This is a genomic window from Labilibaculum sp. (genome assembly GCF_963664555.1).
In the GTDB taxonomy this organism is placed as follows: Bacteria; Bacteroidota; Bacteroidia; order Bacteroidales; family Marinifilaceae; genus Labilibaculum.
In genome coordinates, this window is sequence record NZ_OY761461.1 from 4,056,888 (window position 1) to 4,070,632 (window position 13,745).

Genomic DNA, 13,745 nt, shown 5'->3' on the forward strand with positions numbered 1-13,745 from the left:
ACTTAATTAATTTATAACAATACAGATACAAACAAAAACAGGAACATGCTGATCAAAAAAAAATCATTAATTTATTAAATAATTATTTTTTGATCAATGAACATATAGCAAAGACAAGAAATTGATCCTTTATTCCATGTACAGAGTACAAAGCCTGAAAACTTAGGTTTTTGCCAAATGTACTGAATACAAAGCTTCACAACTTAGGTTTTTACCGAATGTACTGAATACAAAGCTTCACAACTTAAGTTTTTGCCCAATGTAGGGAGTACAAAGCTTCACAACCTGGGTTTTGACACAATGTACTGAGTACAAAACAAAAAATGACAGTTTGAATAATCCATAAATATTAATTTAAAATGATAAGTTATGACATTGATTTCCAAAATTAAGACAACCAGTCGTAATGGCGACCTTAGTGCTCTACTAATCCTTATTCTAAAAGCATTTGCGAAATACGATTGGAGCTCCGACATTTATTTAACTTCTATTATTACAAAAGTAAGTGCAATAAACACCGCACTCACCGAGGCTTTAAAGCGATTAACAATTTACTCTCAATTGGCAGAGAAAGACCATGTGCGCGATACGGAAATTAAAGCCTTGTTTAAGTTGGTAGAAGGCTATTTACATATTCCTATTGTTGAAGTGCAAAATGCAGCTCTGATAGTAAACAATGTATTAGTACAGTATGGTTTGAGAATACAAAAAGAAGATTATTCCGAGGAATCGGCAGATATTGCCTCCTTACTCAACGATTTAAATAAGCCTGATGTTATAGCTGCTATAGCAAAACTGCAAGGTGTTCCCGAAACAATTGCAAAATTAGATATGGCTCAAAAAGATTTTGAAAATTTGGCCTTGCAACAAGCCGAGGGCGAGAGTGTGAAGAAAGATTTAGCTTCGGCAAGTCAATTGAAGAAAGAAGGCATCACAACGATTAATGATGACTTGATGGGATATATGAACACCATGGCAAAAGTAAATCCTGCCACCTACGAAGCTACCACCAAAACAATTGCCGAGTTAATCGCTAAAAATAACGAATTGGTAAAACGCCGTTACAAAACCAACGAAGTAGATACCGAAGTGCTTTAAAACTACAGCTAAGGGTTTCACACAATGTGAAGCCCTTTGTTTTTAATGATACCCTTGCAAGCAGGAAATTATAGAAGTAAGATGATGCTAAAGCAAAACACTCAGAATATTTTAATTTCAGTTGGCTAAAGCCGAACTGCAATAGATAAAATGACTCTCCTCTTGGCCCTTTTTCCAAAATAGAAAAGCTTTTTTTGTGCAATTACTCACATCCCTGCAAGTTGGCAACTTTGACAGGTTGAATCTTGGTTTCGATTTACTACTTTAGTACACATATTATCGCCCGATATGCGTCGATAAATACACTTTTGCGTTAGGGTACATATTTAAAATCAACTACTGACAAGACAATGATTGACCAATTGCAGGAATCTTATAAAGCTTTAAAATCACTTGAGAAAGTTGATTTAATGTTGGAAAATAGTTACCAAAGAATATATGATATTATTAATGAGCAAGTAATAATACCATTCGTTACTATGACGATTCCAATTGGACAAATTTTCTATCGTGCCAGATTAAATAATGGTCGTTCGTTTAAATCAAAGTCAGATATTTCACATAATACCAATTTGCAAGAAATAAAGATTGGGAGAGCTAATTATTTTAACCAATCAGTTTTTTACGCTTCACACAAAGAAAAAACAGCAATTTTCGAAACGTCTCAATCAATCAAGAACAGGGAGATTGGAAAAAATGAAATTATAACAGTTGGGAAATGGGTTGTAAATAAACCTATAGAAGTTATTCCAATTATTCATGACAAAGAATTTCAAGAGAAAAATGAGATTCTCCAAGCTAAATATTTGAATTTCTTAAAAACAAATCCCCTATTTACAAATGAGTGGATACAAGCGCATTTTGAATTTATTTCCAATCAATTTGCGCGAAAAGTTAATGTGCTAGAAGAATACAAGATTTCATGCGCATTTTTCAATGTTATGAAAGAAAGAAAGTTTAGTAATGTAGGTGTCTCCGGAATTTTATACCCAACTATCGAATGGGAAAAGAATGATTTAAACATTGCCTTAACTCCAGAATGTGCTGATAATCATTTATCATTATTGGAGGCAGGAGAATTTATTATTAATATTCACGATAATAAGAACTGTGGCATTGTGCAGGTTGGAACAAGCGATTGTCTTGAATTTAGGATTAATGATTTAATGGTGAAATAAAAAATACGCTCCCTAACTTACAAGTGACCGTTCCCAGTAATTTTAAGAAAACACTTTAACACTTTCATCAACCTTAGAGAAATATGATTTTTAGAATTCAAGAATTTTTTATGTCAGCTGGACTAATCAAGAAAAAGGATTGGGGATACATTTTGATAATTTCAATACTTCTGACACCATTATCGGGTTTAATAATGTTTATATACTATTGGATTAGAACCTATAATAAATTGAGAAAATACCATGGATAAAAAAGTTCGAAATTTTTATGTGTTTGTTGCTTTTGTAATATTCCTTATAGCATTCACTTATTTGAAGCAACTCAATGTTGAAACTAAAGCGTATATATCTGATTTTGAAGCATCTTATAAAGAAAGTAATTTAGAAGGAAATTCTGTTGAACATTTAGACTCTCTTTCCTTGATTTATTCGAATTTCAAGTATGGATTTTCAATGGATTTTCCGAATAATTATAGTATTGATAGAGGAGTTTCAGAACACACGATCATAAGGGGTGTACAAATCGATAGTGCTATTTCATTCTTAGTAAACGTTATAGAATTGAAAGATATGAAATTAAAAAAAATTACTATTTGGGATTTATGGGACAATAAAAGCATGGGATTAGAGAAGAATTATCGCAAGATATTATCCAAAATGGTGAATTCTGACATTTGGAATTTCAAGCCAAGAAAAGTATACATAAGTAATAGAGAGTCAATTGAAATTAAATACAACTATATCGTAAGAGAGGTTGATATAGAATATGAAATGCAGTCTCTATTTTATTCAATATATAAACTACCTTATACATATTCTGTTGGTCTGCATGTACCCAAGATTTTTTATGATGAAAATCCAGAAAAATATAATTTTCTAATTAATAATTTTGTGTTGATGCAACCAAAGAATTAAAAACTACGGGCAACAAAATTAGCCGTTGCACACCCGATTAACCCCCGCGAGCTTGTAGCTCGTGTTCTGCAAAGCAGAAGGAAAAACAAAATACCAGTTACTTTTATTCATGCCAGTTTTTTTTATAGGTGCATCCTTTCGTCAAGAACAACAAAACAAAACATAATCTCATGGAAACATTAAAAAAAAGAATTGTCTGGATAGTAATAATTATTACTTTCTTGTCTTCAGCATTAATTAAATATTTTGGAGGGCAAGAATTACACTCAAATGAAATTATAGGTTACAGTTTAGGGATGTTAATTTTCCCATTTCTATTATCGCTTGCAAAAGGGTTGTATGATTTATTTAGAAAAAAGTTTTCTTGGAGTGTTATGAAAAATACATTTTTAATACTTTGGTTATTTTTCATGGTCTTATCAATTTTATTTTCGCCTCAATATGGACTCCTAACAAAAAAAGATGATGTTGGACAACTAAAAGAATTAGTAAAACAATATGCTTCCGAGGCGAATTCCCAAAGGAAAGAATATCATTTCAAATTGTCTTCAATTGATGGTACAGACATCTCAAAAACAGAAGACATCAAGAATATTAATATTCTAAAAAAAATTAAAATGAATATTAATAACCAAGAAGAAGTTGAGAAGTGGAATTATAAAACTTGTTTATCCTTAAGTGAAAACTGGTTAGACAAATTTGAGAACTATCAAAAAGAACACGACAATTCAGAAACAGAAAAAATGATAGTAGAACTGAAAGAAAATATGAATACGGCTTTGTCAATCATTTATAAAACGAAACAAATTCAAATTGACTACTACGAAAAATATAATAATAACATTGATTTTTTAATAACGGAAAACAATAATATTACATTTCAGAACAACACACTTATATTTAAAGATCAAGCCTCTTTAGATAAGTATAATCAACTTCAAGGAGATTTTTATAAAGCATCAAAATTATATGTGGATTTTGTTACTAAATTGAAAGAAGAAAAAACGACTAGTCTTGATACATTGAATGAAGAATATTTTAACATACAGGAAATTGACACCTTAATTGATATGGTGAGATATAATAAATATGAGAATTAGCTTTTACTTTTCAAAAAGCTCTCACGCTAGCAGTGGGAGAAGTTAGCTGTTATTATAAACCAGAGATATACTATGGTAAGATTTAAATCAATAATTACAATTTTAATACTGATAGTTGCTATTTTAGGCTATTCGTATAAGAATTATACTAATCGTGCGAAAGGAGTAAATGCAGTCGAGCAGTACAAAGTAAAAAACAACATGACTCGGATATGGCACTTAAAAAAAGTCCATTTTAATATTTTTGATGCTATTATAGAAGGCAAAAATCAATTCAATTTCATATTAGTTGATGAACTTGGAATTAATAAGCAAACTGATCCGAATTACAGCTTACAATTTTCGTTTTGGAAAGATCCGCAGAACTTAGAAACGCTCTCTAATTTCACACTAGAAAGACATAATGATATTTTAAGGATTACGTTTCATGATCTGTTCTGGATTCCAACAGATATAGATTCTTTAAGTATCAAAGAAGCAACTGGTACTGTTTTTGGTAGGGTTGATAATTGGATGTCAAAGAAAAGAAATAAATAACTACTAACAACTAAGCGTTCGTGTGGCAGGAACTGCCATTAGATTTAATAAAAAAAAACATATTTGAACTAATGAAAAATTTGTCAAAGAAATGGCTATTAATAGTAAGTGTAATTTTTATTGTAATTTCTTTAATTTCTCCTTTTTTCTTAGCTAGTCAAGATGATAGTTTACTTACAATTTTATCAGCATCATTTACGGCAGTCGGAACAGTTATAGCTTTGACTGCATTATATATTGCTATAGTATTGTATCAAAAATTTGGTTTAGAATCTAGGTTTATTGAAAGACGAACGGATAAAGTACTTGAATTAGTTGATCTTTTGAAAGGCAATAGTTATATTATTTACACTAAAAAATTCAGGTATTTTATGAGGTTTGGAGTTGATGACTTTGAAAGACTTAGTCGTGAACCTTTTTATATTTATATGAAAGATAAAGTATTGACAGTGGACATTAAGGATTATGAAAAAGGAACAAAAAAAATCTTGAACATTGCAAATAGTTATTGGCTTCCAACCAAAATTAAAGAAAAGTTAGAATTCTTTAAAGTTTATTCTTTTGATGATGAAAAAAAAATCAAGAAAGAAAGTGAAAAATATGCAAAAATGACTTTTGAATTTGAAAAAGACAAACCTATGGAATGGTTAGTTACTAGTTTAGCCCCGAAAAAGACTGGAGTAAAATTTCAGATTTAAAACAGTTAAATTTAGGGTATGAAAAGACGTTGGACATTAGAAGAAAAACTAGCCATTTTAAGCGAGGCAGAAACTGGTAATGTAGTAGAAGTTTGTAGAAGGTATAATGTTAGTACTGGAGCTTTCTATAATTGGAAAAAGAAGTTCGATACTAAGGGAGAAGCTGGCTTAAGAGTTAAATATGATAACAGCAGTCCAGAGATGAAGAAAGCTGAGGAAGAGATTCGGATTCTACGCAAGCTTTTAGCAGACCGGGAAATAGAATTGGAAATTCAGAAAGAGCTTCTAAAAAAAAAGTTTGGAACAGACGATCCAAGAAAAATCTAGTAGATCGTTTCTTCGAAAAATATACTGCAAGTATCAAAGATTTGTTAAAGTATGTAGGACTCTCTGAGAGTAGTTATTACTATAAAGAGAAGTTAAATGGCAGAAAAGGTGTTTTGCCTAGCAAGCAAACCAAGCATAGTAACGATGGCCTGGTTGAAGAAAGGACTGTTGTAGAAGCTATAAAAGGCGTATTGGAGCATGAGTTTATTGATTGTGGTTATCGAATAATGACAAAGTATCTTCAGCGTAAGGGTTATAAGATCAATCACAAGAAAGTGTACAGAATAATGAGTAATACAGGACTTTTAAAGCCTAATTCAAGAATTAAAAGAAGTGGTGGTGGGCGCAAGTTCGTAAGATTTAGGAAGGTTCACACAAGCCATCCTATGGAGTGTCTTGAAATGGATATCAAGATGATTTGGATTCCCAATATGGGAAAGAACGCTTATCTTTTATCGATAATTGATGTTCATACTAGAAAAATATTAGGTTATACTTTTGCATTCAATGTAAAGCAAAAAGAGGTGATTGAATTATTATCAACAATTGTCGATGAATATCCAACTCCAGAATCTCTGATAATCAGATCTGATAATGGAAGTCAGTTTATTGCTCGTAATGTGAGAGATTACATTCATTTAGTCGGGTTTGAACAAGAATTTACTCACGTGGCAACACCTGAAGAAAATGCGCATATTGAAGCATATCATGGTACTTTAAAGAGAGATATCTTTGACAGAGTCGATTATCGTACTTTCGGTGAAATACAGCAGATTATAAAAAGATATGTGCCATTCTATAATAGTGAAAGATTACATGGTTTACTTGGGAGAATTACTCCAAATGAAAAGTGGAAGCAGGATCAGCATTTAATTAAAAAGCTAGGGAAAATAGCTTAGTATTATTAAATTTTGACAGAGCCTAAATCGCTCTATAAAAATGAAAATTAAAAAATAGAATAAAACTCTAGGATATCAGGGGTCAAAACAGTTACAATACCTGAGTTTACAGTCGAAGAATTCATAATGAGAAAAAATGAGCTTTCATTAGAAATTAAAAAATGGTTATCTGACCATTGTGATATTAAACTTGATTTGAAACTAGACGAACCCAACCAAATAGAAGAAAACGAAAGCCCCCGCTAGTAAAGAATATTCGATAACATTTTCTACAGAAAAAATGCGATAGCCCAAATTGGGACTATCGCTTTTTTGGTTGTTATGAACTAAACTTTTAAACAATGAACTGAAACAAATCCGTTTTATCGTTCAGGTATTCAAAAATAAAATTTCGCTCGGTCATTCGTTGTTGTATGCGCTCTAAATCGGTAGGGTTTTGCACTTCAATTCCGATCACTGCAGGGCCTTTTTCCCTGCTGCTCTTTTTGTAATATTCAAAATGTGTAATGTCATCACCAGGACTTAATACATCATTTACAAATTCTTTCAGCGCTCCCGAACGCTGCGGGAAACGAACCATGAAATAGTGTTTTAAACCTTCGTACAAAAGGCTTCTTTCTTTGATTTCCTCCATGCGGGTAATGTCGTTGTTGCTTCCGCTTAGCACGCAAACCACATTCTTCCCTTTTATTTCTTTTTTCATTACTTGCAGAGCGGCAATGGATAAAGCCCCTGCAGGCTCAGCCACAATTGCATCCTCGTTGTACATCTGCAAAATGGTTGAGCAGATGAGTCCCTCCGGAACAACCACAATTCCATCCAAAACCTTTTCGCATATTTTCCAGGTAAGATCTCCCACTTTTCTTACTGCAGCACCATCTACAAAGCGGTCAATTGTCTCCAAAGCCACATTGTCCTTTTTTTCGAATGCCATTTTCATGGAAGCAGCCCCTTCGGGCTCAACACCTATAATTTTTGTATTCGGACTAAATTCCTTGATCCATGCTCCTACTCCGGAAGCCAAACCGCCTCCGCCAATCGGCAGAAACAGATAATCAATGCACTCTTTAAGCTGCCTCAGTATTTCCAAGCCAATGGTTCCCTGTCCTTCAATAATCTTTGGATCATCAAACGGGTGAATAATGGTTTGTCCCAGCTCCAGAGCATCCGCATTTGCTTTGGCCGAGGCATCATCAAAAGTATCACCGGTAAGAATGATTTCCACCTGATCGCCGCCAAACATTTTCACCTGCTTAATCTTCTGACGAGGGGTTGTTTCGGGCATGTAGATTTTTCCGAAACATTTCAGTTTATTGCAGGAATAGGCAACTCCCTGAGCGTGATTGCCCGCGCTTGCACACACAATTCCTTTTGCCAGCACCTCTTTCGACAAACTGGATATTTTATTATATGCACCTCTTATTTTATAGGAACGAACCTGTTGCAGATCTTCCCTTTTCAGATAAATATTTGCTTCGTTTTTTGATGATAGATTTAAGTTTTTAAGTAAAGGAGTTTCCAACACCACCTCCTGAACCCGCCTGTTTGCTTTAACAATATCCGCCATTAGCGGATAATAAATTTCTTTTGACATGTCTCCCCCTTTTTCTTTATAAAAATAAATAAGCCTGAAAGTATGCAATTCCTTCAGGCTTATTCTTAGAAACTGTTTCAAATTTATCCTTCAGTTTTTTTACATGAAGAAATAAAGCCTAACTGCGTTAAATTCCATTTAAATAGAACCACTATTCTCATAAAATTTGCCTTATTACGCTTCATTTTTCATCAATAATAAATTCTAAAAACAAATTTAAACAGCTTCTTACTTATGATGTGTATTAAGCTGGGTTCGATTGTTAACTTGTTGATCATCTATAAAATTTACTTTTTGCTTAGGTGCTTTTAGCAGGAAAAGTAACCAGTCGTTAGTAATTAGAAAACTCATGACTAGTTACCTAGTATACTATTTACCTGCTGTTTAAAGATCTGTTTATAGGATAATTCAACGGTTTATAAAAGGAAACAATAATCGAACTCAGATCATTAACTAAGCATTCTGAATGTAATTTGCCAACCAATCACCCACTTCACTTGTTGAGTAAGCCTTTTTGCCATCAGCAATATCTTCAGTAACAATACCTGCTTCCAATGCGTTGTCAACTGCTTCACGAATTAAAGCTCCTTCTTTCATCAAGCCAAATGCATATTCGAACATCATGGCTGCAGAAAGAACCGTAGCACAAGGATTGGCAATATTTTTACCTGCAGCTTGTGGATAAGATCCATGAATTGGCTCAAATACCGAAGTGTGAACACCTATTGATGCTGAAGGCAGCATTCCCATCGAACCGGAAATTACACTCGCCTCATCGGTAAGGATATCTCCAAACATATTTTCGGTAACCATTACATCGAAACGTTTTGGCCAGGTAATTAACTGCATAGCTGCATTGTCAACAAACATATATTCTACTTCAATTTCAGGAAATTCAGGCTCAATTCTTTGAGAAACTTCTCTCCACAATCTTGATGTAGCCAATACATTTGCTTTATCAACAATGGTTAGTTTTTTGCGGCGTTTTCCTGCATATTCAAATCCCAAACGAACAATTCGTTCAATTTCATCGGCGGAGTACACGCATGTATCGTAAGCAGTTTTTCCATCTTCGGTACGTCCCTGCGGACGGCCAAAATAGATTCCTCCGGTCAATTCACGAATACACATAAAATCGGCCCCATCAACCAATTCTGTTTTTAATGGAGATTTATGAATCAGCGACTTAAAAGTATTTACCGGACGAAGATTAGCATACAAGCCCAATTTTTTACGCATGGCCAACAATCCTTGCTCCGGACGAACTTTTGCTGATGGATCATTATCAAACCGGGGATGACCTATGGCACCAAATAAAACGGCATCCGAATTCATACACAATTCGTGTGTTTCATCAGGATAAGGATTACCTACCTCATCAATGGCAACAGCTCCAACCAGAGCTTCGGTATACTCAAATTCGTGTCCAAATTTTTGAACAATTGCATCGGTAACTTTTCTTGCCTGGGCAACGATCTCAGGACCAATTCCGTCTCCGGCCAATACTGCTATTTTGTACTTCATTTTGTTGTAAGATCTTTAGATATTAGATTATTGAATTGTCTCAAAATCCAATTACACATTTTTAGTTTTTATTGTTATTTTCAGACAACTGCTCACTATGTGCGTTATCGTGCTGCTCAATTAAATTAAGCATTCGAAGAGTAGCCTTTATTGCCGCCTCGATCTGATCCGGATCCAATCCTCTGGTTTTAAACTCTTTTCCTTTGTAATTCCAGGTTATAAAAGTTTCCACCAAAGCATCTGTCTTTCCTCCCGGGGGAATTCGAACCAGGTAATCGGTAAGTACCGGCCGGTCTTTGCCCAATTCGTCATAAATACTCCAAATGGCATTCATAAAAGCATCGTATTGACCATCGCCGGAAGATGTTCCTTCGTACATTTTTCCATTCACTTCCAGATTAATGGATACAAACGGACGCATTCCTTTTGATAAAGACAATGAATAATGTTTCACCTGAATCGGCATCTCATCCATGGTCTGATTCAAAACATCCGAAACAATATAAGGAAGATCATCAATGGTAACTACTTCTTTTTTATCTCCCAATTCGATTACACGTTGTGTAACCAGTTTCATGGTTTCTTCTTCCAAAGTAATCCCTAACTCCTCCAAATTCTTTTTAATATTTGCTTTTCCAGAGGTTTTTCCAAGCGCATATTTACGTTCACGTCCGAATCTTTCAGGCATTAAACGATTGAAATACAAATCGTCCTTTGAATCGCCATCGGCATGCACACCACAAGTTTGTGTAAATACATTTTCACCAACTAAAGGCTTATTGGCAGGAATACGTATTCCTGAAAAAGTCTCTACGATTCTGCTTACGCGATTTATTTTATTCTCATCGACATTTATTTTCCGGGCCAAATGATCTTTTATCACTCCAACTACAGAGGCCAAAGGAGCATTTCCCGCTCTTTCGCCCAAACCGTTTACCGTTGTATGAATACCGTTCATTCCAGCCAACACAGCCGAATATACATTTGCAACAGCCAAATCGTAATCGTTATGAGCATGAAAATCAAAATGCAGTTTAGGGTATCTTTCGCGGCAGGCATAACAAAAATCGAAAGCCTGAACCTGATTCATAATACCTAAAGTATCGGGCAGCATGAAACGCTGAATATTTTCGTGCTGCAACTCATCCAAAAGATACCATACGTAATCCCGTGAAGAAATCATTCCATTCGACCAATCTTCAAGATATAAATTCACCTTGATTCCTAAATTTGAAGCATAAGCAATGGAATTCTTAATATCCTGAACATGTTGTCCCGGTGTTTTTTTCAGCTGTCCCTGCAAATGCTTCAACGAACCTTTCGAAAGCAAATTCACCACTGTTGCTCCACTTGCATGAATCCAATCAAGAGAGGCTGTTCCGTCGATAAAACCCAGAACTTCAATTTTATCCAGACAATCGTTTTCCTCTGCCCACTTGGTAATTCGCTGTACTGCCTTAAATTCTCCTTCTGATACTCTGGCTGAGGCTACTTCAACCCGATCGACTTTTAAGGATTGAAGCAATAATTTTGCAACTCCTAACTTTTCCTCGGAATTAAAGCTTACCCCAGAAGTTTGTTCACCATCCCTTAGGGTAGTGTCCATTATTTCCAGGCTGCGCAGTTCGTTCATTTTTACTTGTTCTATTAGTTATTAGCTTCAAAAGCCTCTATCTTTTCTTTTCTTGCGAGAAGGAAATCAATATCATCGAATCCATTCAGCAAACAATTTTTCTTGTAAGGATTAATTACAAATCTTTCGCTTTTACCATTCAAGCTAATGCTCTGATTCTCCAGATCAACTACAATTTTTTGATCTTTATTTTTCTCAACTTCATCGAATAGATTTGACAAAAATTCAGGCGAAACAATCACCGGAAGCACTCCGTTATTTAATGCATTGTTTTGAAAAATGTCAGCAAAGAAACTACTTACCACAACTTTAAAACCATAATCGTGAATTGCCCACGCTGCATGTTCTCTGGAAGATCCACTTCCAAAATTTTTTCCACCCACTAAAATTTGTCCTGAATATTCTGATTGATTCAAAACAAAATCCGGGTTTTCTTTTCCATCAGGAGTATATCTCCAGTCACGGAAAAGATTTTCACCAAATCCTTCACGGCTTGTTGCCTTTAAAAAACGTGCAGGAATAATCTGATCTGTATCCACATTTTCAACAGGAAGCGGTACATATGTCGATTCCAATGTGGTAAATTTATCTATTGGCATAATTATTTAACTTTTAGCAGTTAGCCGATAGCTATCGTAATGCTAACCAAATACTGTTTACTAATTACTATTTACTGATAACTGAATTTGATTAAAACAATTCTCTTGGATCGGAAACAACTCCGGTTATAGCAGCTGCGGCAGCTGTAAGCGGACTGGCCAACATTGTTCTTGCACCAGGGCCTTGTCTTCCTTCAAAATTTCTATTCGAAGTAGAAACACTATATTTTCCTGCCGGAATTTTATCATCATTCATGGCTAAACATGCAGAACAACCAGGCTGACGCATTTTAAATCCTGCTTCTTCCAAAATCTCAACCAAACCTTCTTCTATGGCCTGTTTTTCAACTTGTTTTGATCCGGGAACAATCCATGCAGTAACTGAATCTGCCTTTTTCTTTCCTTTTACAGCCGAAGCCAACATTCGAAGATCTTCAATACGACCATTGGTACAACTACCCACAAAAACATAATCAACCTTTTTACCCATCAGCTTGTCTCCCAGGTTGAATCCCATATAGTCCAATGACTTTTTAAATGTTGGCAACTCTGTTGCATCTACATCTTTTTCTGTTGGAATACTTCCTGAAATACCAATTCCCATTCCTGGATTGGTTCCATAAGTAAGCATTGGTTCAATATCCGAAGCTTTGTATGCATACTCCTTATCGAACTTAGCTCCCTCATCAGTTTTCAGCTCTTTCCATTTGGCCAAAGCTTTTGTCCACTCATCGCCTTTTGGTGCAAATTCACGACCTTCTACATAATCGAAAGTAGTTTGATCAGGAGCAATCATTCCTCCACGGGCTCCCATTTCGATGCTCATATTACAAACAGTCATTCGACCTTCCATGCTCAAACTGCTGACAGCTGATCCGGCATATTCAACGAAATATCCGGTTGCACCGCCGGTTCCCAGCTGTGCTATCACATAAAGTGTAAGATCTTTTGCGGTAACGCCTTTTTGCAGTTGCCCATCAATAGTAATTCGCATTTTTTTAGGCTTCGGCTGCAAAATACACTGAGTTGCCAAAACCATTTCTACCTCCGAAGTACCAATACCAAAAGCTACAGCTCCAAAAGCACCGTGCGTTGAAGTATGACTGTCGCCACAAACCAGAGTCATTCCCGGTTGTGTATGTCCAAGCTCCGGACCAACAACATGAACAATCCCATTATATGGATGATTTAAACCATAAAGTGTAATGTTATTTTTCTCGCAGTTAGCCGTTAAAGTTTCAACTTGCTTTCTCGACAATTCATCCTTAATCGTTAAATGCTGATTTTCTGTCGGAATGTTATGATCTGGAGTCGCAATGGTATTTTCAGGACGAAAAACTTTCAATCCTCTTGCCTCTAATCCAGAGAATGCCTGAGGACTGGTTACCTCGTGAATCAAATGCTTGTCAATATAAAATACACTAGGGCCTCCTTCAATTTTCTCAACCACGTGAGCATCCCATACTTTATCAAATAGTGTTTTTGGTTCCATATAACTCTTTTAATACGATTCTGTATTTAAGAAACTGTTTCAATTTATCCTTCAGTTTTTTTTATATGAATAAATAAAGCCTAACTGCGTTAAATTCCATTTAAAATAGAACTACTATTCGCATAAAATTTGCCTTGTTACGCTTCATCTT

At 35.0% G+C, this 13,745-nt stretch carries 13 protein-coding genes; 8 read left to right on the forward strand and 5 right to left on the reverse strand.

Annotated features, from left to right (window positions below; translation table 11 throughout):
- Positions 1 to 369 precede the first annotated feature (369 nt).
- The 8 genes from ACKU4N_RS15955 to ACKU4N_RS15990 all read left to right on the forward strand — a co-directional run bounded on the left by ACKU4N_RS15955 (position 370) and on the right by ACKU4N_RS15990 (position 6,752).
- On the forward strand, positions 370 to 1,098 hold the full coding sequence (locus ACKU4N_RS15955) for a DUF6261 family protein (protein WP_321318033.1): 729 nt from the start codon (positions 370 to 372) through the stop codon (positions 1,096 to 1,098).
- 350 nt (positions 1,099 to 1,448) lie between these two features.
- Positions 1,449 to 2,276 (forward strand): hypothetical protein, encoded by an 828-nt coding sequence (locus tag ACKU4N_RS15960; RefSeq protein ID WP_321318036.1) that lies wholly within the window; start codon positions 1,449 to 1,451, stop codon positions 2,274 to 2,276.
- Between the two features lie 243 nt (positions 2,277 to 2,519).
- Positions 2,520 to 3,191 (forward strand): hypothetical protein, encoded by a 672-nt coding sequence (locus ACKU4N_RS15965; protein ID WP_321318038.1) that lies wholly within the window; start codon positions 2,520 to 2,522, stop codon positions 3,189 to 3,191.
- A gap of 170 nt (positions 3,192 to 3,361) precedes the next feature.
- The gene (locus ACKU4N_RS15970; protein ID WP_321318039.1) at positions 3,362 to 4,291 is read left to right on the forward strand and encodes a hypothetical protein; all 930 of its coding nucleotides are present in this window, start codon (positions 3,362 to 3,364) and stop codon (positions 4,289 to 4,291) included.
- 72 nt (positions 4,292 to 4,363) lie between these two features.
- A complete protein-coding gene (locus ACKU4N_RS15975) occupies positions 4,364 to 4,828 on the forward strand; it encodes a hypothetical protein (RefSeq protein ID WP_321318040.1) in 465 nt (154 codons plus the stop codon).
- Between the two features lie 71 nt (positions 4,829 to 4,899).
- Positions 4,900 to 5,526 carry a hypothetical protein gene (locus ACKU4N_RS15980; RefSeq protein ID WP_321318042.1) on the forward strand — a complete coding sequence of 209 codons (627 nt, stop codon included), beginning with the start codon at positions 4,900 to 4,902 and terminating at the stop codon, positions 5,524 to 5,526.
- A gap of 18 nt (positions 5,527 to 5,544) precedes the next feature.
- Positions 5,545 to 5,853: a transposase gene (locus tag ACKU4N_RS15985; protein WP_321317798.1), complete on the forward strand. Its 309-nt coding sequence runs from the start codon at positions 5,545 to 5,547 to the stop codon at positions 5,851 to 5,853.
- A gap of 32 nt (positions 5,854 to 5,885) precedes the next feature.
- The gene (locus ACKU4N_RS15990) at positions 5,886 to 6,752 is read left to right on the forward strand and encodes an IS3 family transposase (protein ID WP_321322743.1); all 867 of its coding nucleotides are present in this window, start codon (positions 5,886 to 5,888) and stop codon (positions 6,750 to 6,752) included.
- Between the two features lie 334 nt (positions 6,753 to 7,086).
- On the opposite strand, the gene ilvA is transcribed toward ACKU4N_RS15990, so the two are convergent.
- The 5 genes from ilvA to leuC all read right to left on the reverse strand — a co-directional run bounded on the left by ilvA (position 7,087) and on the right by leuC (position 13,594).
- Complete coding sequence (gene ilvA / locus ACKU4N_RS15995; protein WP_321318044.1) at positions 7,087 to 8,346, reverse strand: threonine ammonia-lyase IlvA; 1,260 nt, start codon at positions 8,344 to 8,346, stop codon at positions 7,087 to 7,089.
- 453 nt (positions 8,347 to 8,799) lie between these two features.
- On the reverse strand, positions 8,800 to 9,870 hold the full coding sequence (leuB, locus tag ACKU4N_RS16000) for a 3-isopropylmalate dehydrogenase (RefSeq protein WP_321318046.1): 1,071 nt from the start codon (positions 9,868 to 9,870) through the stop codon (positions 8,800 to 8,802).
- 61 nt (positions 9,871 to 9,931) lie between these two features.
- Complete coding sequence (locus ACKU4N_RS16005) at positions 9,932 to 11,503, reverse strand: hydroxymethylglutaryl-CoA lyase-like TIM-barrel protein (protein WP_321318048.1); 1,572 nt, start codon at positions 11,501 to 11,503, stop codon at positions 9,932 to 9,934.
- 14 nt (positions 11,504 to 11,517) lie between these two features.
- Positions 11,518 to 12,102, reverse strand: coding sequence for a 3-isopropylmalate dehydratase small subunit (gene leuD, locus ACKU4N_RS16010; protein WP_321318050.1), 585 nt, complete (start codon positions 12,100 to 12,102; stop codon positions 11,518 to 11,520).
- Positions 12,103 to 12,193: 91 nt separating this feature from the next.
- Complete coding sequence (gene leuC / locus ACKU4N_RS16015; protein ID WP_321318052.1) at positions 12,194 to 13,594, reverse strand: 3-isopropylmalate dehydratase large subunit; 1,401 nt, start codon at positions 13,592 to 13,594, stop codon at positions 12,194 to 12,196.
- Between the last annotated feature and the right edge of the window lie 151 nt (positions 13,595 to 13,745).

Coding starts and splice junctions, on each gene's coding strand:
- ACKU4N_RS15955 (WP_321318033.1), top strand. CDS start 370: ATGACATTGATTTCCAAAATTAAGACAACCAGTCGTAATGGCGACCTT.
- ACKU4N_RS15960 (WP_321318036.1), top strand. CDS start 1,449: ATGATTGACCAATTGCAGGAATCTTATAAAGCTTTAAAATCACTTGAG.
- ACKU4N_RS15965 (WP_321318038.1), top strand. CDS start 2,520: ATGGATAAAAAAGTTCGAAATTTTTATGTGTTTGTTGCTTTTGTAATA.
- ACKU4N_RS15970 (WP_321318039.1), top strand. CDS start 3,362: ATGGAAACATTAAAAAAAAGAATTGTCTGGATAGTAATAATTATTACT.
- ACKU4N_RS15975 (WP_321318040.1), top strand. CDS start 4,364: ATGGTAAGATTTAAATCAATAATTACAATTTTAATACTGATAGTTGCT.
- ACKU4N_RS15980 (WP_321318042.1), top strand. CDS start 4,900: ATGAAAAATTTGTCAAAGAAATGGCTATTAATAGTAAGTGTAATTTTT.
- ACKU4N_RS15985 (WP_321317798.1), top strand. CDS start 5,545: ATGAAAAGACGTTGGACATTAGAAGAAAAACTAGCCATTTTAAGCGAG.
- ilvA (WP_321318044.1), bottom strand. CDS start 8,346: ATGTCAAAAGAAATTTATTATCCGCTAATGGCGGATATTGTTAAAGCA.
- leuB (WP_321318046.1), bottom strand. CDS start 9,870: ATGAAGTACAAAATAGCAGTATTGGCCGGAGACGGAATTGGTCCTGAG.
- ACKU4N_RS16005 (WP_321318048.1), bottom strand. CDS start 11,503: ATGAACGAACTGCGCAGCCTGGAAATAATGGACACTACCCTAAGGGAT.
- leuD (WP_321318050.1), bottom strand. CDS start 12,102: ATGCCAATAGATAAATTTACCACATTGGAATCGACATATGTACCGCTT.
- leuC (WP_321318052.1), bottom strand. CDS start 13,594: ATGGAACCAAAAACACTATTTGATAAAGTATGGGATGCTCACGTGGTT.